Consider the following 21,436-nt stretch of genomic DNA (forward strand, 5'->3'; position numbering starts at 1 on the left):
CTTGCAATATTATACTTAAAACTATACAATTCTGATTCTTAAGTCTACATGCCTTGATTCTATAAACCACATCTGAGGTTGAGCCTTAATAACTCTGTGAATTAAATTTAATATTCATCTGCTGGAATTACCATTAACGGAACTTTTGTACGAAAAACCATTTTTTTGATCACAGGCTCTCTTGTTAATCGTTCGATAAAGCTATGCTGATAATTGATCATGACCAGCATATCGATTTCCAATTCCTCGATGAATGCCTGAATTCCTTTTTCTATAGTATCAAAGTCGGGTAGTACGTGAAACTCATGCGGTTTATTCTTAAAATAATGTTCTAAAGAATTAGCATTATAATTTTGTGTAGGACTTAAAGATGGTTCCTTATATATTTCGATCATCCTTATAATTCCACCATACATATTTGCTAAACTGATGATCGGATCTATCTCAGATTTATAAAAGATTCTTTTAAAATTAGTAGCAAATCCTACAGCTTTGAGTCTATCAAAATAAAAGCCTTGGGGTATCACTAATACAGGGCAACTTTTAATGGTTTTAACTACCTTGTGTGTCACACTTCCTAAAAAAATAGCCTTTGCTCCTGTGGCTCCCTGTGTACCCATTATAATCAAATCCATCCGTTTCTCTATCACAAACTGCCTGATTTCATCAACAGGTTCTCCTTGTTTTGAAACACTGATAAAATGATGGTGTGAATATACCTTTGAGTTTTTAAGATTTTCCTGTATACTGACCAACCCTTTTTTTGATTCTTTTTTAACCGTATCATACATCTGCCCTACTTTTTGAGAACTTATTGTAGTTACTAATGATGTTGAAGTTAAGGTATAGACATTTAATATATAGAATTCACAAGGAATATGATGAAATAATTCAATAGCATAAAGTATGGCATTCCATGCATTATCCGAAAAATCTGTGGGAATTAATATTCGTTTCATCTGTTTATCATTTTAAAAACTAGAACATTAACCAACCTCTTTTTCTCTATGTTGCTCCATGTTTTTTTCTATTGTTTCTCCTATTCTTTTTTCTGAAGGAATCACTAAAAAAGGAACATTGGTATGATACGCTATCTGATTGATCACTGGTTTAAACAATAAGTTTTCGAAAAAAGAATGCTTATTATGAACCATAACAAGAAGATTAATATTATTTTTTTTCTGAAAATCTTCTATTGCTTCTAATACATCCATCCCATCGGCTATATGAAAAATATGTGCATTTTTCTCAAAATATATATCCAAAAATGCACGTATTTCTTCTTGATATGTAGTTAATGGAACTCCATAATATGCATTGAGTATATGAATTCTGGAGATATGAAGAGTACATATCTCTTTTAAAAATGACAAAAACGGATTGGTTGCAGAAAATTGATAATCTGTAGGGAATAATATTTCTTTTGGCTCTTCAAATTCGAAACCAGAGGGAACTGCCAGAACGGGGCAATTTACTTTCTTTATAACGTACATAGTATGTGTACCTATAAAAATTTCGCGGGCTCCTGTGGCTCCTTTGGTTCCCATTATGATAAGATCTATTTGATATTTTTTTACGGCATCTTTTATCTCAGGGATTAACATATTAAAAACCGAAATTCTCTTAAAGATATGTCTAGGATTATTAAACTCCTCTTTTATTTTTTCTTCCAGTTCTTCTGTTTCTTTCTTAGAATTGATCATCGCAACATCCTCCATACCGTAAGGCATTGGGTTTTCTATCATATATCCTGCATTGAAACTGATAGGAGTAAATGTATTTAGCATATAAAAAGTACACCTTTCTTTTTTATAAAATTGTACCGCATATCGTATTGCATTGTATGCATTTTCTGAAAAATCTGTAGGTAGCAAAATATTTTTCATCGGTTTAAATTTTGAAGGATTAAAAATGGAATTGTAATATGAAGACCAATCTTATCAATTGTAGATTGGTATAACATGTTCTCTACATAAGAATGTCTGGAATTAATCATAACTAACATATCAATAGAATGGTTTAGTACATACTCGTTGATAGCTGTCGTTAGGTCATTAGCTGATAACGTTTTAAATGCTAAAGTAGCATCTGGCAAACATGCTGTAAGAAATGCTTTATTATCCTCTTGTCTGATTGACAATGTGGTGAAATTGGATAAATACATAGTAGTAATGGTAGATCGAAAACTTTGAGCCATAGTATTCACTAATTTTAGTTCTCGTCGTTTATAAGGAAAACGATAATCCGTAGGAAACAATATATGTGTAGGTTGTTTATACCTGCAAGTAGCTGGAATTGCCAAAACAGGACATTTTATATATTTAAGAACCTGTAATGTATTGCTCCCAAAAGTCAATGTCCGATCATCTGTCTTTCCTCTTGTACCCATCACCACGATATCAATATTTTCCAGATCTACTAAATCATTGATTTCATCTACCAGAGTGCCGAATGCTGAAAGCTTTTTATACTGATGTTTTGGATTTGGAGAAATCTTTTGGATCTGATCCAGTATATTTTCTAATTCTGTATCAGAGTATTTAAGAACTGATGCTTTCAATTTCCCAAAAACCTCACGAGAAACCAGTGTATCATGGTCATACACTTCATCTGCATAAGCATGAACTAATAAGAATTCGCTACGCTCATATTTAAACAGCTCCACTGCAAATTGAATTGCATTCATCGCATTTTCAGAAAAATCTGTTGGAATTATTATTTTTCGCATAGCCTTGAGTTTCTATCTATCAAAGCTACTTAGCAAAAAGATGGGAAACTATGATTTTTATCAGCTTAAAAGGTTAGCTTTTCTTTAGATACTACCTGTTATGATTTGTTTACACTATTTGTATATACTTATCTTCAATTAGAAGAGATCACTAATGTTTAATACTACTACAAAAAATGAGTAAACTCATATTAGAACAATAAAAACCGGTACTCGACTGTTAAAATTCCATTTCATATCCATACCGTCTACGAGAAGAAACTATACCTACTTCATTTCCCCGAATCAATTCTGTAACGTTGAGGAATCTGTTCAATTTTTCTGTAACCGCTATTCGTTTTGATTTTCTAATTGATCTTAGTGTTTTCATAACTCCTTTTATATGTATCTGATAAGCCTGTCCATAGAAGACAGGCTTGATTTGATTGATTGATGTATTTTCTAAAATTTTATCTGTATCTTCTTTTCGAATTCCAGATATACCCGGTACTATTTATTGATTTTTTTGTGATTTGATTGTTGTCTAATGTTCTCATGATTTTTGTTTTTGATGTGATGAATGAATAGCTCAAGTTTCTATCTGTATCTTCTTTTAGAGTTCCAGATATACCCATTACTGTTTACTGATTTTTTTGTGATTTGATTACTGTCTAATGTTCTCATAATTTCTGTTTTTTGATTGTTATATATCTACTAGACGACGAGAACTAAACTTTCGTTACAGTACTATGTATAAAAAGGTACTATTTTAACTTATTTTAACAAAAAAGATGTCTTAAACGTGTAATTCAATGAAATAGGATTACACTTATTCTATTTTTAGACTACTCGTGTAATATTAAAAAGGGGATATCTGTGTGATAACTTATCTGTTCTACCGTAGGATAAAATAAAATTCGTTGGAAAAAATTAAGATTTTTAGCAATCATGGTGATCATATCTATATCTCTACTTTCTACAAAACATTGTACGGCCTCCTCGATATTAGAACTTGATAAAAAGTGAAAACTATGCTCTATAGTATCTGCTATGTGCTCATTAAGAAAATTTTTATTATTATTTTGTAGTTCGGTAAGTTCTTGATTTTTTTTAGAAATATGTAATACGCGTAATGCTGCATGACTGAGAGAGAGAATTTCATGAATGGTTTTTAGCACATTACTTTTATAATAGATATTATAATCTGTAGGAAATGCAATCTCATGAACCTTAGAGTATTTAGCATTTTCAGGAATTACCAATACCGGACATTTAACCTTTGTAATTACATCTCCGGTATTACTTCCTATGGTTTTCTTTTTTGCTCCAGAAGCTCCTTTAGTTCCCATTACTATGAAATCAATATTTTTTTCCTCGATACTTTTTCTAATCGTATCAATAAAAAAAACCTGCTTGTACATACTAAAAAAATGATGCTTTATATTAAGAGGTAATTTTTCGACTTTTTTAAGTAATAATTGCATTTGCATTTCTGCATTATTTCTAATCTTTTCTGAAATCGTATGCTCTGAATGATACAAAGAATCATTCCTGATTATTTCTTTGTAGGGAGAAACATGTAAAAAATAAAAATTACACCTTACTCTGTTAAAAAATGATAATGCATAGGTAATAGCATTCCATGAATTTTCAGAAAAATCTGTTGGAATCAGGATATTTTTCATCATTAATACATTCTAATAAAACAAATATATTAGTATGTATGTATGAAAAGAATGATAAAAATCAGTTTAGATATTTCATCTTTTAGTAGCTCTGATTTATTCTACTAATCGCAGTCCATCAAGATCTATTATTTTAATCGTACGTCCTTCAATTTCTATAAGTTTATCCTTTTTAAAACTGGATAATGTACGTATTAAACTTTCTGTAGCGATTCCTGCCACACTAGCGAGATCATTTCTGGATATCTTAATACTTTCTTCCGGTTTTTTATTTAAAACCTGAGCAAACTGTAAAATCGTATGCGCTGTTTTTTTTCGCACAGAGCTATATGCCATCTGTAATAACTGTTCTTTAATTTCAGAAAGATTATTGGTTAGTAGTTCCACTAGTTCCAGAGAGATTGTATTACTTTTCTCCAATATATCTTTTAATTTACTCTTAGCAATGCCTGATAGCTCTACATCATCAACAGCGGTTGCCGATTCTTGATATGGTGTATTGTCTGTAAGTGAAGTAAACCCTAAGAAATCATCTTCTTTAAATAAAGCCGTAATCAGTTCTTTACCACTTTCATCCATTTTATGTGTTTTCACAACACCTTTTGAAATTAAATAGATCATATTGGTATGATCGCCTTTTTGATACACTACACTTCCTTTTTTGTATTGAAAAAAATCCCCATGATCATCAAAAAAATTCTTAAGTTCATGTAAATTCCGGAGACTATTTTTAGTTTCTTGATTTGCCCCAGAAGTCTGTTCAGTAATAATTTTTGAAACTAACTGTGCTTTTGCCAGACGGCTTTCTATAGCACTCAACAACTCTTCTTCATCAAAAGGCTTAGTAAGATAGTCATCTGCGCCAAGATCCATCCCTTTTCTAATCTCTTTATGTTCTGTTTTAGCTGATAAAAATATAAACGGAATCTGATTGGTATCCTGATTAATTGATAATGCTTCTAGCACACCATAACCATCTATCTCAGGCATCATAATATCGCAGATTATAATATCGGGCTTTTCTTCTTTTGCTTTAGAAATCCCCATTTTTCCATTAGGCGAAGAAATAACTCTATAATCAGAAAGCTCTAAAAGTTCGGTTGTATTTTCTCTTAATACGGTATCATCTTCAATCAATAGAATCGTTTTCATCATTAGCTATGTATATTAGTAACTGGTATTTGCACTGTAAAAGTTGACCCTTTATTCTCTTCACTACTAAAAGTGATCGTTCCTCCCAGATTTTCTAAATGAGTTTTTACAATATTAAGTCCAATTCCTGTTCCCTGATCTAACAAAGCATTTTCTGCTCTAAAATATCGTTTAAAAATAAATACCTGCTCTTTTTCTGGAATCCCTATACCTTCATCAATAATAGAAAAAGTAAGCAAGTCATCTATATAGTTCACCTGTAGATCAATTGTAGTGTTTTCTCCAGAATATTTTATAGCATTACGAATTAAATTCGTCAACACCAATTCTAATATTTTCTCATCAAAATCAATAATATATTCACCGATATCCTTTGGATATTTTATTCTTTGACCATCTTTAAGTAACATATTAGCATCATATATTACCTCATTAATTACTTTACTTAGCGGAAATTTAGTAAACTTATAATTTACATTACCACTCTCCAGACGCTCTACAGACAAGAAATCATTAAGGATATTAGTGAGGTATTTTACCTTATTCTTAATGGTTGCCAGATGCTTATCTCTCTTCTCTTGTTGATCAGCCTTTGTATACTTCTCTATCAACGCAGCAGAAGTAAGAATGCCACTAAGTGGTGTCTTAAATTCATGAGATACCAGAGAAAGAAATTTAGTTTTTAATTCATTTAAGTCCTTTTCTTTTGCCAGGGCTTCCTGTAATCTTTCTGTTCTTTCCTGAACCGTTTTCTCTAATTTTTCTGTATAACTTTTTCTATCTGTTATATCTAATATAATAGCTACAAATACTTGATCAGCTCCCATATCAGATAATTGTAAATGTATCTCTGCAGGATAGGTAGAACCATCTTTTCTCTCGTGCACCGTCTCGAACTGAAGTTTTTCTTTGGTTCGTTGATATAAAGGTTCTATTAAGTCCAGGAATTTAATCTTTGTAAATTTAGGTTTGATATCCAGAGGAGTCATTTTTCTAATTTCTTCCAGACTGTATCCTATATTTTTTAACGCACCACTATTCACATCCAAAAATTGTAAAGAATGAGCATCAAATATGAAAATTTCATTGAGGGATTCATCAAAAATCTTTGCCCAATGTTTTAATTCTTGTTCTGATTGTTTTCGTTCAGAAATATCAATAACTAATGCCATTACATAATCACTGTCATAAATTGTAAAAGGGTTTAATCCTACTTCTACAGGAAATGTTGTGCCATCTTTACACAATCCATACAGTTCTCTACCCTGCCCCATTGTTCGTTTCTCCTGATCATCTACAAAGTTGTCAAAATGAGTTTTATGTTGCTTATGATATTGTCCTGGAATTAATTTATGAAGCGGTTCTCCTGTTAATTCATCAACTTCATATCCAAAAATTTCATTAGCAGATCCATTAGTAGCTACAATAGTTTGTTCTTTATTAACCACTACAATTCCTTCTGAAATTGCTTCAGAAAGAATTTTAAAAATATTCTCGTTTTTTTCAAAAACCTTCATCAATCAAATGTAATGATTTTGACACGTTCTATAAACTGACAAATGTCATAAAAATCTCTAAAATGATGTGTTAATTTTATCATCATATCAAGTATCTTATTATGAGTAAAACACAAAAAATAGAAATCGAATGTTATCAGAGTTTAGGAAAGTTATTCTATGCCATTGCAGCAGCAGATAAAGTGGTTCGTACATCAGAATATAATACACTTAAGGAACTAGTAAAAACATCCTGGTTAGCTGTTGATGATCTAGAAGATGAATTTGGTGTTGATGCTGCTTTTCAGATCGAAATCGTCTTTGATTGGCTGGATCATTCCTCTCTTGAGGCAACAGGTTGTTTTGAGGAATTTGAAAACTATTATAAAGAAAACAAAAAGTTTTTTACAAAGTCTTTTAAACAATTAATCTGGGACACAGCAAATAGTATCGCGAATGCATTCTCTGGTAAAAATAAATCTGAATTGATGCTACTGGGTAAACTTCAACTAATTTTTGAAGATTAACATAATTATTCTCAATTCTAGCTACAATTTAAAAGTTAATCTATTTATTCATATGGAGTTTATCGACTATTATAAGACACTGGAGATCACAAAAAATGCTACAGATAATGATATCAAAAAGGCATATAGAAAACTAGCTCGAAAATATCATCCTGATCTCAACCCTAATGATAAGAAAGCAGAAGAAAAGTTTAAAGAAATTAATGAAGCTCATGAGGTATTAGGTAATCCTGAAAATCGAAAAAAATATGATCAGTATGGCAAGGATTGGAAACATGCTGAAGACTTTGAAAAAGCTAGACAATCACAGCATCATTATACTGAATCAGATAGACAGCATCATCAGGAAAAATTTACTGAAAGTGATTTTTCTGATTTTTTCGAATCCATGTTTGGAAGGTCTGGTAGAGGCTACAAAAGTAGTCAGGTAAAATATAGAGGCGAAGATTATAATGCAGAATTACGCCTTAGTCTAATGGATGTATATAGGACTCAAAAAAGGACATTAACCGTTAATAACAAAAAATTAAGAATTAATATACCTGCCGGAGTAGAAAACGGACAAACGATCAAAATAAAAGGTCATGGAGGAACAGGTCGTGGTGGACCCAATGGTGATTTATATATCACTTTTGCTATAGAAAACAATACACCTTTTAGAAGAGACAAAGCGGATCTATATCATCATAAAGAGATTGATTTATATACAGCTGTTTTAGGTGGTGACATCATAGTAAACACCCTTACTGGAAAAGTAAAATTACAAGTAAAACCAGGAACTCAAAATAATACAAAGGTGAAATTAAAAGGCAAAGGTTTTCCTGTATACAAGCACGCAGGACAATTTGGAGACTTATATATTATGTATACTGTAAACATTCCTAAAAAATTATCTGCAAAGCAAAAAGAGCTATTCAGCGAATTATCCAAACTATAAAAAAACAAAGTATAATGACTGAAGAACATCTTATATCATTAAAAGATTTTTGTGTATATCATGAGCTAGAATTCTCATTTATACATACGCTAGGTGAGATGGGACTTATTAGTATCATTTCATCTCAGCAAACATCATTCATAAGAAATGAAGAACTACCAAAACTGGAGCAAATTTTATTATTTCATCGAGAACTGGAAATTAATCTGGAGGGTGTCGAGGTAATTATGAGGCTTTTAAAAAAAGTTAATACAATCCAGGAAGAAATGAATATACTCAGAAACAAACTTGGTTTCTATGAAAGAGGCTGATCGATCTTTTTTAAAAACTGATTTTCATCATAGTTAAACGTTTAATATCCTGTTAGTTTTACCCTATATTAAATATCATATTATGAGAACTCTTACATCCTTATTATGCTTAGTTTTAGTTCTAAGCTGTAAAAACCCATCATCAGAATCAAATTCACTGCATCACGATAAGGAAACTAGTAATAAGGCACAACAAGATACAATCCTGGACACTGTTGCTTTCTTAGATGAAGAAACTCTTGAGTTTACTACTGAAAAAACCAAGCCTTTAAAAAAACAGATACTCATTAATGCTCCTGATGACAAATTTCAGCTCTCTACATTAGTTATTGCTAAAGAATTTTATAAAGAAGAAGATATGTATATCCTTGATTATAAATATCCTTTTCTTAACGAAAAACTAGATGAAGGATATACTAGCTTCAACAATTTTCTTACAGAAAATTACCTGAATATAGAGGCTACAGAAAATGAAATTCTGGAAGATAAATATGTGTATTGTGATAGTATTGGCGTGGGCAGGTGTATGGATAAAAGAATAATTGATTACAAGATATATGCTGTAAATGAGGAACTAATTAGTATGGTACTTTACAAAGAAAATTATTATTCTGGCATGAAACATTCTACCTATATGTTTGAATGTCTCAACTATGATCTTACTAAGTATGGTTTTAAACATTTTCAGGATTTCTTTATCCCTGGTTCAGAAAAAGAGATTTTTGAAATTATCAATGCTACAGTGAGAGAGCAAATCAATTCTGGAGAACTCTATCTGGATTGCTGGGAGTTATCACAAGGAGATTTTCAAGCATATAAAAATAATTTTGTCATTAATGATGATCATGTAGAGTACTACTTTGATGACTGTATTATTTGTCCGTCGTACACGGGAACCTATTCGATTAAGATTCCAATTAAAAAAGTAATGCATCTTATTAAAAAATATAATAATAAACCCCTGATAGGTTAACATTAAAACATCATGTATGAAATCAAGTTATTTTCTTTTATTGGTTGTATATATTGTACTAATATTAGTTTCTTTTCTTTTACCCTTTTATACAGCTCCCGGATATTCTATAATATCGCATACATTAAGTGAATTGGGTGCTCAAAACACGCCAAACAACTGGATGATGAACTTTGTTTTTATCTTATTAAGTTTTATCACTTTAATACATGGTTTCAAAATTTTAGGAAATCATCCATTACAGATCATAGTGTTATTCATATTTTGTACTTCTTTATTATTAACGGGCATCTATTTATCTGCACCTATTTATCGCAGACTGCCTTTTGATTCATTTCAAGATGAGATGCATTCTATTTTTTCTACAACTACCGGGGTTAGCTTTTTTATATATTGTTTGGTCATAAGTTATATTGCTCGCTGGAGAAAACAGAAAATACTGGCAATTATAGTAGGAATCACGACCTTTATCCTATCATACTCTATGTTTATACATGCACCATATAGTGGATTATATCAAAGAGGTATATTTATCATAGCATTTGGGTGGATCTTATATTCTTTTAAGTATTATGACTTACTTTTCTCAAAAAAAGAGTATTTTAATCTGGTTAATAAAAAGAAAAATGAAAGATAACTTTAGTAATATTATAGCCTCTAAAACACCTGTATTAATTGATTTTTTTGCTGATTGGTGCGGACCTTGTAAAGTATTAGCCCCTATTCTGAAAGAGGTAAAAAATGAGCTAGGTGACACTATCAAGATTGTAAAGATCGATGTAGATAAGAACCAACCATTAGCTAATAAATATCAGGTCAAAGGAGTGCCTACCTTGATACTATTTAAAGAGGGAAAACTTCTTTGGCGTCAATCCGGAGTGTTACAAAAAACAGATATTGTAGAAATCATACATGCACATCAATAGCAAATAATTAAAATTAAAGAGTTTTATGTTTAAAAAATGCCTTTTGGAAACAAGCATTTCCAAAAGGCATTTTTAAATTCAGAGCTATATTACCACTAATATTACTATATCTTAAAAGTAAGTACAGGTCTGTTTGCATGATTAACTACATCTTCTCCAATACTTCCATTAAAAAAATGGGATAACCCTTTGCGACCGTGGGTTGGGATCGCTATCATATCGGCATTTATTTTTTTGCTATAATTATAAATCCCACTTTCTACAGAATAATCATTTTCTATCGCCACTTTATCAAAATTCTTTACATTACCTGAGGTTGCTTTGAGAAGAAATTCCTTAATCCTTTCTTCTATTTGTAAAGAGCTTCTAAACCGTTCCCCAGGAAGATTAATATATACTAAATGTATCTTTGCTTTAAATAATTCTAATAATTGTAAAGCTTCGTGGTAAGGCTTAATATTTTCCATTTTAAAATCACATGCAAATACAACTTCCTTAATCTTAAATTCGTCTATAGGTCTCTTGATTACCAATACAGGTATATCGGATGTGCGAACTACTTTTTCTGTATTAGATCCAACAAAAACCTCGCTCAATCCACTACTACCATGAGACCCCATCACAATTAGATCCGCTTCATTTTCTTGTGCGACTTCATTGATCTCACTGAATATTTTATAATTCTGCACAGTTTCTTTGACCTTAATACCTTTTAGATAATCTTTATCCAGAAAAGTAGCAAATCTTTTTTCTGCAAGTTTCATATAATAAATTGCTTCTCTGGTTTCCTGAGTTTCATCTTTAGTTAGAATTGCTTCAGATAAACCAAGCATATGTAATACAATAATTTCTGAATTCATTTGTTTAGCAATTAATGCTGATGCCTTTAATGCATATTCTGAATATTCAGAAAAATCAATAGGTACAAGAATTTTTTTCATAGGTAAATTTCTTTTTAGTAATTATAAAAGTACCACAGATTCAATCTAAAAACTATGACATATATCATTGAAAATGTAAGATCTCCTCAGTAGATTTAAGTAATTAAACGCAAATTATGAGAATGACTAACAAAGACAAAATGATGATTGCATCTCTTTGTAGATATCATTTTAAATACATGTAAGAACTACCCACAAGCAGCATCTACATAGCGAAACCTAGATAAATCATCTAGCAATTAAGATAAGGCTTCTTTACTAAAAGAATTCTGAATACATATAATTTAGATATCTTTCTTTAATTTGTAAGATTATCTACGAACGGAGACTAATGAATAAGTTATAGTATAGTTATAAAAACAAACACTTAAATAGTTAATAAACCGCACTATTATATAAGATCGTAAGTAACGATAATTAAGTATGAAAAAATATATAGAAGCCTTTATAGAATCGTTTACAGGTATTGTAGATTGGACATGGAACTCTATAGTTTTTGAAGTACCTTGGTACAGTAATTATTTTTGGGGTCTCATAACTATTTCGTTATTAGTTTGGGGCTTAGAAATAGTTTTTCCGTGGAGAAAAGAACAATCCATTTTTCGAAAGGATTTTTGGTTAGACGGATTCTATATGTTTTTCAATTTCTTTGTCTTTTCTATCATCATTAAGGGTTTCTATACACTATTAGAAGTTCTTTTTACTAATGTGGGAGTGCATACAAAAAGCTTTACTATTATAGATATTTCAGGGTTCCCTATGTGGACTCAGCTCATCATATTTTTTATTATATTAGATTTTGTACAATGGTTTACCCATGTGCTTCTTCATAAATATTCTTTTTTATGGAGGTTTCATAAGATTCATCATTCGGTAAAAGAAATGGGGTTTGCAGCACATCTCCGGTATCACTGGATGGAAAATATATTTTATAAGCCTTTAAAAACAATTGGTGTGATGATTCTAGGTGGTTTCGAACCAGAACAAGCTTATATTGTACATTTTCTTGCAATCACAATTGGGCATTTTAATCACGCTAACATTAAGATTTCTTGGGGACCGTTAAAGTACATTTTTAATAATCCGGTAATGCACTTATATCATCACGCGTATGTGTTACCTAAAAATTCTTATGGTGTTAACTTTGGGATTAGCTTGAGTATATGGGATTATATTTTCAAAACCAATTATATTCCGGAAGATAGTGGTACTATTGAAATAGGATTTCCTGGAGATAAAAAAGTTCCTAAAAGCTTTTTTGGACAGCTCATATATGGCTTTAGACCATCAAAACAGAATACATAATAAAAACATTCTTGTCCTAATAAAGACAGGCTAAACTTATATATACCTTAACTTACCGGTGACTTCTATAATCTTTATTTGATATACTATCGGAGCTTTATTCGTTTTTATTTTACTTGAGAATTCAGGTAGAAACTTATGTTCTTCCTGCTTTTTACGATGTATATTATTTTTCACCCCTTCTGCAAATTCATGTAAGATATATTTTGCATCCGTTCCTACAATCTCTTCAAAAACACCCTGTATCAATACAGACTTCCAGTTGCTTAGAGAAGTAATTTCATCCACCTCAAAAGCGACAGTATTATTTTTGCGCATTGCCTGTATTTTATGACCAACCCCAGAATAACTAATGATTGCATTATTGGTTTTATTATAATGATAAGTGACCGGAATTACATAAGGACTTCCTGCTGAGATAAATGCCAAACGACCAATATAGTTATCACTTAGTAACTGTATACTCTCTGTTATTTCTATATTTTTTATCATAATTATAGTTTCAAAAAGTGATTGTATCCCAGATATATCCGAAACTCATAAGATCAAAAATGATATCAATCATTCAACATCGGAAAAACCTGAATTCTTTTAATCGAAGTGTGAGCAAAACTTGTAGAAAACGAGGTCATAAACAGTGATGAATTATTCTAAATTCTTGATAATCTTTTTTAACTTTACTCGTATCTGTTCTGCAATAATTACTAACGCTTTATTTTCTACAGAGGCCATAGAAGCCGATGGATCAACTACAGAAACTTCGATTACCCCTTTTTCTCTTTCTTGTACGATTACATTACACGGAAGCATCGTACCAATTTTATCTTCCACTTGTAATGCTTTATAGGCAAAAGATGCATGACAAGCACCTAGTATTTTATAATTGTAAAAATCTACTTGTAGTTTTATATTAAAAATAGATTGTATATCTATCTCAGTTAATATTCCAAACCCCTCATTTTTTAGTTCGTGAATCACTCTTGCGATAGCTTCATCAAAAGTTAAATTCTTCAAGATGGTATTAAAATAATACTTCATACCTGATAAATATTTTAATTAAAATCAGCTATGAATGTAAATACTTTTTGACTACTATAGTATGATAAATATCAGAAAGCAGTTTTAAATACCCGACCTAAAACAAATGATCCAATTATGAAAATAAATAATTTACGATTCATAAGAGACCCCAAATATTATTTAGTATGAACTATCAGGATACAAAAATATTGATATCAGAAACAAGACCGCTTTACACAAGTTATTGAATCTAAATGTTTTAATTATATACGCTATATCTCTAAACATAGCTCCTAAAACTGTATTATCTAAATATAAGGTTTCATTTCTTGTTTTCGTTTCTTAAGTTGCCTTTCCAGATCGCTAAGGGTCTCCTTAAAAGCTAATTCATAATTTTTCTCGTTAGAGGTGGCAAATATTTTAGGCCCTGGTAAACTTAATTCTACATCACAGATTTTCCCATTTCCTTTAGGATCATTTTCTTTTTTAAAAAAGACATCTGCTTTGATGATCCAGTCATATTTTTTATATAATTTTTCTAATTTTGAATCTACATAACGCTCCATAGATTCGCTTGTAGGCATTTGTACAAATTGAATGTTTATTTTCATAATTCTATTTTTAATTATTATCAAAGATATTTTCTGCTTTCTATCCTTTTTTTCTTCTATCTCAATGTAAATTTAACCAAACGTAAACAGGCTATTATTAAAATGAAAGTATCTATCATTTTTGATTCTTACTATTAAAGCTTAGCAATGGTATGGATGTATGAGCCTCTACTTGCTTTACCAAATCTTTATGAAATAATTTCTTAAGTAACCCTCTTTCTTCGCGCTCTAGTAAAACAACCATATCTGCATCCATACTTTTTAGGAAATTCATTAATTTGGTATACACATCATCCGCCAATAAGACATCATATTCTATATTAGAATAACTTACCTTTTGACTCACCATTTCCTTAAACCATTCAATCTGTTCTTTATCATCAGTATCATTTTGAGTTGAGACATGTACTACGTGTATAGTCGCTTCAAACCAAGTAGCTAATGCTGTCAATTCCTGAATAGCAAAGACATCACTTTCTTCAAAATCTGTTGCATATACAATCGTATTTATTTTCTTAGCACTGCTATGATCAGGAACCACTAATAGCGGACAAGGTAGTTGAGTTAAGAGTGTTTTTGCTATATCACCCTCAAAAAATCCTCTTTTACTATTACTGTCTTTAACCCCTACAATGACCAAATCAACTTTATATCTTTTTGTTTGTACCAATACTTCTTCTGAGATAGAAATACTTTTTGCGACAGTAGTTTGTACATTCAGCTTTTCTAAATCATTACCCAGATGTTTTTTACAATATTCCTTTAAAACAGCATTTTGCTCTACGTATGCACGTTTTACTGTTTTACGCAAAGGACTGATCATAGTAGTTCCAGAGAAAGAAGGGATATCAAAAACATGTAAAATGATAAGTTTTGCCCCTACTCTACTACTTAGGTCATAGGCATAGTGCAAAGCAGATAGCGAGTGATCTGTATAATCTGTGGCATAAAGAATAGTTTTCATGAGTATATTGATTTAATCATTAAGAATAAAACTAGTTCATAATTGGATAACTATAAATGATTTAAATCAGGTTTACTTTTCACAGAACTGATAATTATCATAGATCAATGATTATGACACAGGTACCTTTATATTTTACAAATAAAGAAAATATGAAAACAGTCGTTTCAGTACAAAATCTAAAATGTGCAGGATGTGAAAGTACTATTGCAAAAAGATTAAACAAACTAAAAGGAATTCGTGATATCTCAGTCAATTTAAATGACTGTACCATCTCTTTTTCATATAAAACCGATAACGGAATCGAAACCGTAGAGAAAGAGCTTACTAAATTAGGATATCCATTAGAAGGAAATAGGAACAAGATTGGAACAAAAATCACATCTTATCTAAACTGTGCAATTGGTAGGATTAACAAATCACACCATCAAAAATGAAAGAAAAAGTACAAAAAAGAGCATCCTCAAATCTCATTTATGGCTTGGAAATTATTGGAGCAATGGTTTACTTTATAAGTCAAGCCACTGGTTTTTGCATGGGTCTACTAGGAGTTCTTAAAGCATTCGTTTGGCCTACTTTTCTGGTATATGAAACGTTAACATTTTTGAAAGCATAGATAAAAAACAAGACTCATTTATTATAATTCTATACGCTATACGCTAAAATCTCAATGAAATTATATATTCAATCACATCACTTTATTGTTGTTGCAGACTTAAATAATTCATTTTTTTCTGAATCAAGGTGTAAAATTCAGATATTGCCTTGGATATGGTTTGGTGCTCTATACAGGAAATAGGAGTATAAGAATCGTATAATTAGTTTAAATTAATAGCCTAATTGATATTAGGTAGTAAACTTTATAAGTTTTGATAGAATCATTCATTACTTTAGTATTAGCAACACACGAAAGCTATACTGCAAAAATCCACTTATGAATACATCACATAAAATAGGCTTGGTACTCTCTGGCGGAGGTTTTAAAGGAGTAGCTCATATTGGAGCCATACAAGCTATCGAAGAAGCGGGCATTGTTCCGGATATTATTTCTGGCACTAGTGCCGGTTCTATTGTAGGAGCCTTATATGCAGGTGGTCATAGTGCTGAAGAAATCAAAGATTTTTTTAATAATACATCACTGTTTAATTTTCATCGATTGACAAGAAAAAAAGCAGGGTTTTTGGATTCAGAAAAATTTTATGATGATCTCATACGGTTTTTCCCGGAAAATTCGTTTGAGAGTCTTCATAAAAAATTATTTGTAACTGCTACAGATATTATTGAAGGCGTTACCAGAGTATTTAGTGAAGGAGATTTAATAAAATCAGTATTGGCATCTGCCGCATTTCCTGGTATGTTCTCCCCTGTATTGATCGATGGACACTTATATTCTGACGGAGGAATTTTAAACAACTTTCCTATAGAACCTCTACAAGAAGCTTGTGATACTATTATCGGTATTGATGTTACACCTTTAAAAAAGCCCAAAATATCCGATTTCAAACATTCCTATAATGTAATGCTACGTGCATATTACTTGCGTGCTACCCCCAATTCTATGGCAAAATTTAAACATTGTGACCTTGTCATCCAACCTGAAGAACTGATTAATTACGGTCTTTTTAGTAGCAGCAATCTGGATAAAGTATATGATGTGGGGTATCAGGAAGCAAAAAAACAATTAGATCTATTTGTTAAATAGTCATAAATCCCACGCTAACCAATTAGAATACATTACAACAATTACACTACATCCCAATGCGTCTTAGAAATTCTGTTTTATAACTATCTCCTATCGGAATTCTGGTAGTATCTACCACAATTTTACTACGCTGGATAGAATCTATTACACTTACATTAATTAGGTAAGATCTGTGTACCCGCATAAATTGATGCTCAGGTAGTTTTTCCTGAATTTCTTTAAAAGTCATGAGTGTTAATAATGGTTTTTCATTAGCAATATGAATTTTTAGATAGTCCTTTAGCCCTTGGATATACTTAATATCTTTAAGCTTAATCTTTACAGTACCATATTCTGATTTCACAAAAATAAACTTATCTCCTCCAGTCGTTACGATTGTATCTGATACTGCAGAGCGAAAAAACTTTACTTGTTCTTTTTTAAGCTCATATATCTCTTTTGCCCGATTTACAGCTTGAATAAATCTGGGAAAAGGAATTGGCTTCACTAAATAATCTACTGCATTAATCTCAAACCCTTCTAATGCATATTGAGAATATGCTGTTGTAAAAATAAAAAGTGGTTTCTGATTTAAGGATTTGATAAAATCGATTCCGCTAATTTGAGGCATTTCGATATCCGAAAAAATCAAATCTACTTGTGTCTTATTACAAACCGATATGGCCTCTAGAGGATTCATAAATGCGCCTATCACATTAAGAGTACCTATATCTTCACAATAGGATTTTATAATACCAAGCGCTAACGGTTCATCGTCTATAATAATACATCTCATATCATGTAAGCGTTAAAGTTAAATCAACTACATATCGCTCACGCCCCTCTTTTATGGTCAGCATATGTAGATTAGGGTATAAAAGCTCTAGTCGCTTTCTTATATTAGTCAGGCCCACTCCTGAATTATCAATATTCTTTTTATAAATTCCTATAATATTACTTACAGTAAACATAAGTATGTCTCCTTCGACCTTTATTTTAATTTGTATGTCAGTCACACCTTTATAATCCGTTCCGTATTTAAAAGCATTTTCTATAAAAGAAATAAGAAGCAAGGGATACATACTTTTGTGTTCATATTCTCCCTTTATAGATAAGGTTACATCTTCACTATTGGACAATCGTAATCTTTGTAACGAAACATAATTTTTAATGTAATCTATTTCTTTTAATAAGGGCACCATTTTTTGATTCGCTTCATACAACATATACCTCATCAATTCTGATAAGGTCAGTACTGCTTCTGCAGCATCATCCGATTTAGTACGCACCAGAGAATAAACGCTATTTAGTGAATTAAATAAAAAATGTGGGTTTAGTTGTGCCTTGAGAAATTGGAGTTCTGTTTCTGTTCTTTGTACTTCAGTTTCACTTGAAATCTTATCACGCTTATAAAAATCAAAAATCAAACAAAAGATACCACCCAATAAGAAAAAAGCAAAGAAAAAAATACCTCGGACCATATTTTTTAAATCCTGTACTCTATTAAAATCATTTTTAAATCTGATGGAATCCAGTGCCTCTCTAAATGGACTTTTTATAGGAATTTCACTCACCAAATAATTAATAGCTATCAAAAAAATAATAGATGCAATAATATAATGTATCATCTTCTTTTTTAGAAGTAGCTTGGGTGCCAGGAAAGAATAATTAGCATAAAATACAATAGGATTAAACAAAAACTGAATAAAAAAATCCGGATGTAACCGCACCGTTCCCATCTGAATAAGAGAGAATCCCATAGGAAATGACATTAGGCAAATCCAAGAAATAATATGAATCCAAATTTTTTTGATATCTACTGTTTTAATTCTTTTTTATAATAACTACTTTACAAAATCTATGTTACAACTATCTAATTCTGCTTTGGTAATCGTAGGTGTTATTTCTTGCACTAATTTATCTACAACCAAAAGTGCTATTTTCTTAGCGTCCTTTTTTGATTTAAAAAATTGATAACCATACGCTCCAGGAATATTTTTTTGTTTAATAAGTAAAGTATCATCTATATAAATTTCATAATACCATCCGTAATGATCAGAAAGCTCCTTAACTTCTAAACTATAATATTTAGAATATGGATCAGAACCCGGCCCCATACTTACAAAACAGGTTCCAAATAAAACTCCAAAAGTTATAATCCCAAAAATCAATACATAATTCATTTTCATTCTCATTAATACTTGATTTTATGTTTATTAAAAAAGTGTAGGAGCTAACTGATTCTTAACGAAATTATACTAGATAGAAAAGTGATTAATCATCTTCGTCTTCTTCATCAAGAGGAAAAAATTCCCAATTATCATCAAGATATAAGGTGCCATTTCTTCCTAGCGCTACAAATGCTCTGGATGTATTAGAAAATGCAATTGGATCTTGCCTGCCTACCCCTTCGAGTGCTGTTTTTTCATCCCATTCGTCAGTAATGGGATCATATTCCCATACTGTGCCCGTAGCTCCTCCTCCTATGGATCCTCCTACCAGATACCCTTTATTGCCGATACTAAAACCAACGGCACTACTGCGAGTAACATCATAATCATCTGTATTCAGGTTTTCTAATGAACTCCATACATCAGTAGTGGTATCAAATACCCAAAAATCTTCAAGATCCAAACCATTAGATATTCCTGTACCCATATATACTTTATCACCGATGGTAAAAGTCATTGCTTCTCGTCTCTTATCACCTCCAAAACCTACTAGCTCTTCCCAAGTATTAGTTTGCGGAATATATTTCCAGAAATCTTTTCCATCATTATCTCCATCAAAACCAGTTCCTACATATCCCGAGGTTTCAGAATTAAATGCTACAGCTCCATATCTGGCTGTACCTGCAAACTCTGCAATTACATCCCAACTATTTGTTGCGGGGTCATATTTATAAAAATCATTTAACTCATTATCCCCATCAAAACCAGTTCCAACATATCCTACATTATTAACAGTAAAACCTACTGCAGAGCTACGTGCAACTCCTGTGAAATCTGCTAACTGACTCCAATAGTTACCCTCTATGTCGTATGACCAAAAATCATTTAGATAATCATCTCCATCATACCCGGTACCCATATACCCTTTATTACCAATTGTAAAAGCTATAGCACCACTTCTGGAAGTGCCGTCAAAAACTGAGCTATCTACCCAATTACCTATCTCATCATCATCATCATCATCAGAACAACTCAATAGATTAATAGTAATCAAAATACATAAAGCACTTTTGATATATGGTAACATTAATTGTATTGGTCTATTATTTATTTTCATTTGTTATTTATTTAAATTAAACTTTAATCCCATCGTTATAAAAAATGAGCTATCCGTATTAAAATCATATATAGTGGTATGATCCTTATCTAAAATGGCTAGTTCATTGTAGAAAGAATATCCTGCTTTAACCACAGTGGTCCAATGAGGCTGAATCCTATATTTATATTCTAAACTAGTAGCTGCTGTTTTATATGTCAACTTTGTATTGCTTATCATTCTGATATCTTCATCATAAAATGGCGAAGATAAATTACCGTATAGTCCGGTAATAGCTGTAGCTGCAGATATAATATGTCTTGTATTATGATGAAAATTTATATAGGTTTCTGGAAAACCTAAGATGTACTCCCATTGTAAATTTATCCGCTTCTGATAGGAAATAAGAGGTATTAATTGAGGCACTCCAAAAGTGGTATCATAACCAATACCCAATAGCAGACTAGATGAATTCATCCCACTCCCCCATTTTTTAGTAACTGTTGCCTTAGCATTAATCACTATATCCTCATTAGTTATCTTTTGTTCTAAATCAGATGATATCATTGGCAAAACAAATAGATTAGCTGACCAGGTGTCATTTACTAAATAAGTATATGATAGTTTTGCTCCTATGGTATGTAAATCTGTATACAATTCTGATCCTGTATAAAACGGCGCATTGGTAAAAAGAAAATTATAATTGTCATATATAAAACCAAAACCTATATTCGTTTTTTTATAATCAGTATCCAAATACGTATCTATACTATATTTTTCTATACTAGTATCTCCTATACCTTGTATAGTAGAATAATCAAACCCAAAAAGTTCCTGACCTACATCCTGACCTAATCCTATATTCACTGTACTAAATATCAAAATAATGAGTTTAAAATGATCTCGCATTCAAATTTTTTGATGAAAGTATTC

General features: G+C 31.2%; 27 protein-coding genes. 10 read left to right on the forward strand and 17 right to left on the reverse strand.

Annotation, left to right across the window (positions count from 1 at the left end):
* Positions 1-107: 107 nt before the first annotated feature.
* From ABD816_RS05510 to ABD816_RS05540, 7 genes are all read right to left on the reverse strand, one after another.
* The gene (locus ABD816_RS05510; protein ID WP_344925434.1) at positions 108-959 is read right to left on the reverse strand and encodes a universal stress protein; all 852 of its coding nucleotides are present in this window, start codon (positions 957-959) and stop codon (positions 108-110) included.
* A 27-nt stretch (positions 960-986) separates the two neighbouring features.
* On the reverse strand, positions 987-1,886 hold the full coding sequence (locus ABD816_RS05515; protein ID WP_344925436.1) for a universal stress protein: 900 nt from the start codon (positions 1,884-1,886) through the stop codon (positions 987-989).
* Positions 1,883-2,728 carry a universal stress protein gene (locus ABD816_RS05520; protein ID WP_344925437.1) on the reverse strand — a complete coding sequence of 282 codons (846 nt, stop codon included), beginning with the start codon at positions 2,726-2,728 and terminating at the stop codon, positions 1,883-1,885. The genes ABD816_RS05515 and ABD816_RS05520 overlap by 4 nt, the downstream gene beginning before the upstream one ends.
* Before the next feature lie 220 nt (positions 2,729-2,948).
* Positions 2,949-3,098: a hypothetical protein gene (locus tag ABD816_RS05525; protein WP_344925438.1), complete on the reverse strand. Its 150-nt coding sequence runs from the start codon at positions 3,096-3,098 to the stop codon at positions 2,949-2,951.
* 454 nt (positions 3,099-3,552) lie between these two features.
* Entirely contained in the window at positions 3,553-4,395 is an 843-nt protein-coding gene (locus tag ABD816_RS05530; RefSeq protein WP_344925439.1) for a universal stress protein, read from the reverse strand.
* 93 nt (positions 4,396-4,488) lie between these two features.
* Positions 4,489-5,544 (reverse strand): response regulator, encoded by a 1,056-nt coding sequence (locus ABD816_RS05535; RefSeq protein ID WP_344925787.1) that lies wholly within the window; start codon positions 5,542-5,544, stop codon positions 4,489-4,491.
* Between the two features lie 2 nt (positions 5,545-5,546).
* Positions 5,547-7,061: a sensor histidine kinase gene (locus tag ABD816_RS05540; protein ID WP_344925441.1), complete on the reverse strand. Its 1,515-nt coding sequence runs from the start codon at positions 7,059-7,061 to the stop codon at positions 5,547-5,549.
* A 101-nt stretch (positions 7,062-7,162) separates the two neighbouring features.
* Here ABD816_RS05540 and ABD816_RS05545 point away from each other — a divergent pair, with 101 nt between their 5' ends.
* From ABD816_RS05545 to trxA, 6 genes are all read left to right on the forward strand, one after another.
* On the forward strand, positions 7,163-7,567 hold the full coding sequence (locus ABD816_RS05545; protein ID WP_344925443.1) for a hypothetical protein: 405 nt from the start codon (positions 7,163-7,165) through the stop codon (positions 7,565-7,567).
* A 52-nt stretch (positions 7,568-7,619) separates the two neighbouring features.
* Positions 7,620-8,504: a DnaJ C-terminal domain-containing protein gene (locus ABD816_RS05550; RefSeq protein WP_344925444.1), complete on the forward strand. Its 885-nt coding sequence runs from the start codon at positions 7,620-7,622 to the stop codon at positions 8,502-8,504.
* A 14-nt stretch (positions 8,505-8,518) separates the two neighbouring features.
* The gene (locus ABD816_RS05555; RefSeq protein WP_344925446.1) at positions 8,519-8,815 is read left to right on the forward strand and encodes a chaperone modulator CbpM; all 297 of its coding nucleotides are present in this window, start codon (positions 8,519-8,521) and stop codon (positions 8,813-8,815) included.
* 82 nt (positions 8,816-8,897) lie between these two features.
* Positions 8,898-9,788, forward strand: coding sequence for an RsiV family protein (locus tag ABD816_RS05560; protein WP_344925448.1), 891 nt, complete (start codon positions 8,898-8,900; stop codon positions 9,786-9,788).
* A 16-nt stretch (positions 9,789-9,804) separates the two neighbouring features.
* Positions 9,805-10,425 carry a DUF998 domain-containing protein gene (locus ABD816_RS05565; protein ID WP_344925449.1) on the forward strand — a complete coding sequence of 207 codons (621 nt, stop codon included), beginning with the start codon at positions 9,805-9,807 and terminating at the stop codon, positions 10,423-10,425.
* Positions 10,415-10,714, forward strand: coding sequence for a thioredoxin (gene trxA, locus ABD816_RS05570; protein ID WP_344925450.1), 300 nt, complete (start codon positions 10,415-10,417; stop codon positions 10,712-10,714). The genes ABD816_RS05565 and trxA overlap by 11 nt, the downstream gene beginning before the upstream one ends.
* Before the next feature lie 104 nt (positions 10,715-10,818).
* Here the strand turns inward: trxA and ABD816_RS05575 are convergent, their stop codons facing one another.
* Entirely contained in the window at positions 10,819-11,655 is an 837-nt protein-coding gene (locus ABD816_RS05575; protein WP_344925451.1) for a universal stress protein, read from the reverse strand.
* A 423-nt stretch (positions 11,656-12,078) separates the two neighbouring features.
* Here ABD816_RS05575 and ABD816_RS05580 point away from each other — a divergent pair, with 423 nt between their 5' ends.
* The gene (locus ABD816_RS05580; RefSeq protein ID WP_344925453.1) at positions 12,079-12,960 is read left to right on the forward strand and encodes a sterol desaturase family protein; all 882 of its coding nucleotides are present in this window, start codon (positions 12,079-12,081) and stop codon (positions 12,958-12,960) included.
* A gap of 36 nt (positions 12,961-12,996) precedes the next feature.
* Here ABD816_RS05580 and ABD816_RS05585 read toward each other — a convergent pair whose 3' ends face one another.
* The 4 genes from ABD816_RS05585 to ABD816_RS05600 form a co-directional block, all read right to left on the reverse strand.
* Complete coding sequence (locus ABD816_RS05585) at positions 12,997-13,452, reverse strand: pyridoxamine 5'-phosphate oxidase family protein (RefSeq protein WP_344925455.1); 456 nt, start codon at positions 13,450-13,452, stop codon at positions 12,997-12,999.
* A gap of 153 nt (positions 13,453-13,605) precedes the next feature.
* Positions 13,606-13,998 carry a DUF302 domain-containing protein gene (locus ABD816_RS05590; protein WP_344925457.1) on the reverse strand — a complete coding sequence of 131 codons (393 nt, stop codon included), beginning with the start codon at positions 13,996-13,998 and terminating at the stop codon, positions 13,606-13,608.
* Positions 13,999-14,288: 290 nt separating this feature from the next.
* A complete protein-coding gene (hpf, locus tag ABD816_RS05595; RefSeq protein ID WP_344925458.1) occupies positions 14,289-14,591 on the reverse strand; it encodes a ribosome hibernation-promoting factor, HPF/YfiA family in 303 nt (100 codons plus the stop codon).
* Positions 14,592-14,706: 115 nt separating this feature from the next.
* Positions 14,707-15,555 carry a universal stress protein gene (locus ABD816_RS05600; protein ID WP_344925459.1) on the reverse strand — a complete coding sequence of 283 codons (849 nt, stop codon included), beginning with the start codon at positions 15,553-15,555 and terminating at the stop codon, positions 14,707-14,709.
* A 152-nt stretch (positions 15,556-15,707) separates the two neighbouring features.
* Here ABD816_RS05600 and ABD816_RS05605 point away from each other — a divergent pair, with 152 nt between their 5' ends.
* From ABD816_RS05605 to ABD816_RS05615, 3 genes are all read left to right on the forward strand, one after another.
* Complete coding sequence (locus ABD816_RS05605) at positions 15,708-15,992, forward strand: heavy-metal-associated domain-containing protein (protein WP_344925462.1); 285 nt, start codon at positions 15,708-15,710, stop codon at positions 15,990-15,992.
* Positions 15,989-16,171 (forward strand): hypothetical protein, encoded by a 183-nt coding sequence (locus tag ABD816_RS05610; RefSeq protein ID WP_344925463.1) that lies wholly within the window; start codon positions 15,989-15,991, stop codon positions 16,169-16,171. The genes ABD816_RS05605 and ABD816_RS05610 overlap by 4 nt, the downstream gene beginning before the upstream one ends.
* A 318-nt stretch (positions 16,172-16,489) precedes the next feature.
* Positions 16,490-17,257 (forward strand): patatin-like phospholipase family protein, encoded by a 768-nt coding sequence (locus ABD816_RS05615; protein ID WP_344925464.1) that lies wholly within the window; start codon positions 16,490-16,492, stop codon positions 17,255-17,257.
* 46 nt (positions 17,258-17,303) lie between these two features.
* Here the strand turns inward: ABD816_RS05615 and ABD816_RS05620 are convergent, their stop codons facing one another.
* From ABD816_RS05620 to ABD816_RS05640, 5 genes are all read right to left on the reverse strand, one after another.
* Positions 17,304-18,032, reverse strand: a complete 729-nt coding sequence (locus ABD816_RS05620; protein ID WP_344925466.1) for a LytR/AlgR family response regulator transcription factor — start codon at positions 18,030-18,032, stop codon at positions 17,304-17,306.
* Between the two features lies 1 nt (position 18,033).
* The gene (locus ABD816_RS05625) at positions 18,034-18,996 is read right to left on the reverse strand and encodes a sensor histidine kinase (RefSeq protein ID WP_344925467.1); all 963 of its coding nucleotides are present in this window, start codon (positions 18,994-18,996) and stop codon (positions 18,034-18,036) included.
* Between the two features lie 84 nt (positions 18,997-19,080).
* Positions 19,081-19,431: a DUF4907 domain-containing protein gene (locus tag ABD816_RS05630; protein ID WP_344925468.1), complete on the reverse strand. Its 351-nt coding sequence runs from the start codon at positions 19,429-19,431 to the stop codon at positions 19,081-19,083.
* A 79-nt stretch (positions 19,432-19,510) separates the two neighbouring features.
* Positions 19,511-20,524: a Kelch repeat-containing protein gene (locus tag ABD816_RS05635; RefSeq protein ID WP_344925470.1), complete on the reverse strand. Its 1,014-nt coding sequence runs from the start codon at positions 20,522-20,524 to the stop codon at positions 19,511-19,513.
* Between the two features lie 3 nt (positions 20,525-20,527).
* Positions 20,528-21,385 carry a DUF6268 family outer membrane beta-barrel protein gene (locus tag ABD816_RS05640; protein ID WP_344925472.1) on the reverse strand — a complete coding sequence of 286 codons (858 nt, stop codon included), beginning with the start codon at positions 21,383-21,385 and terminating at the stop codon, positions 20,528-20,530.
* Between the last annotated feature and the right edge of the window lie 51 nt (positions 21,386-21,436).

It is taken from the genome of Aquimarina addita (assembly GCF_039539305.1).
In the GTDB taxonomy this organism is placed as follows: domain Bacteria; phylum Bacteroidota; class Bacteroidia; order Flavobacteriales; family Flavobacteriaceae; genus Aquimarina; species Aquimarina addita.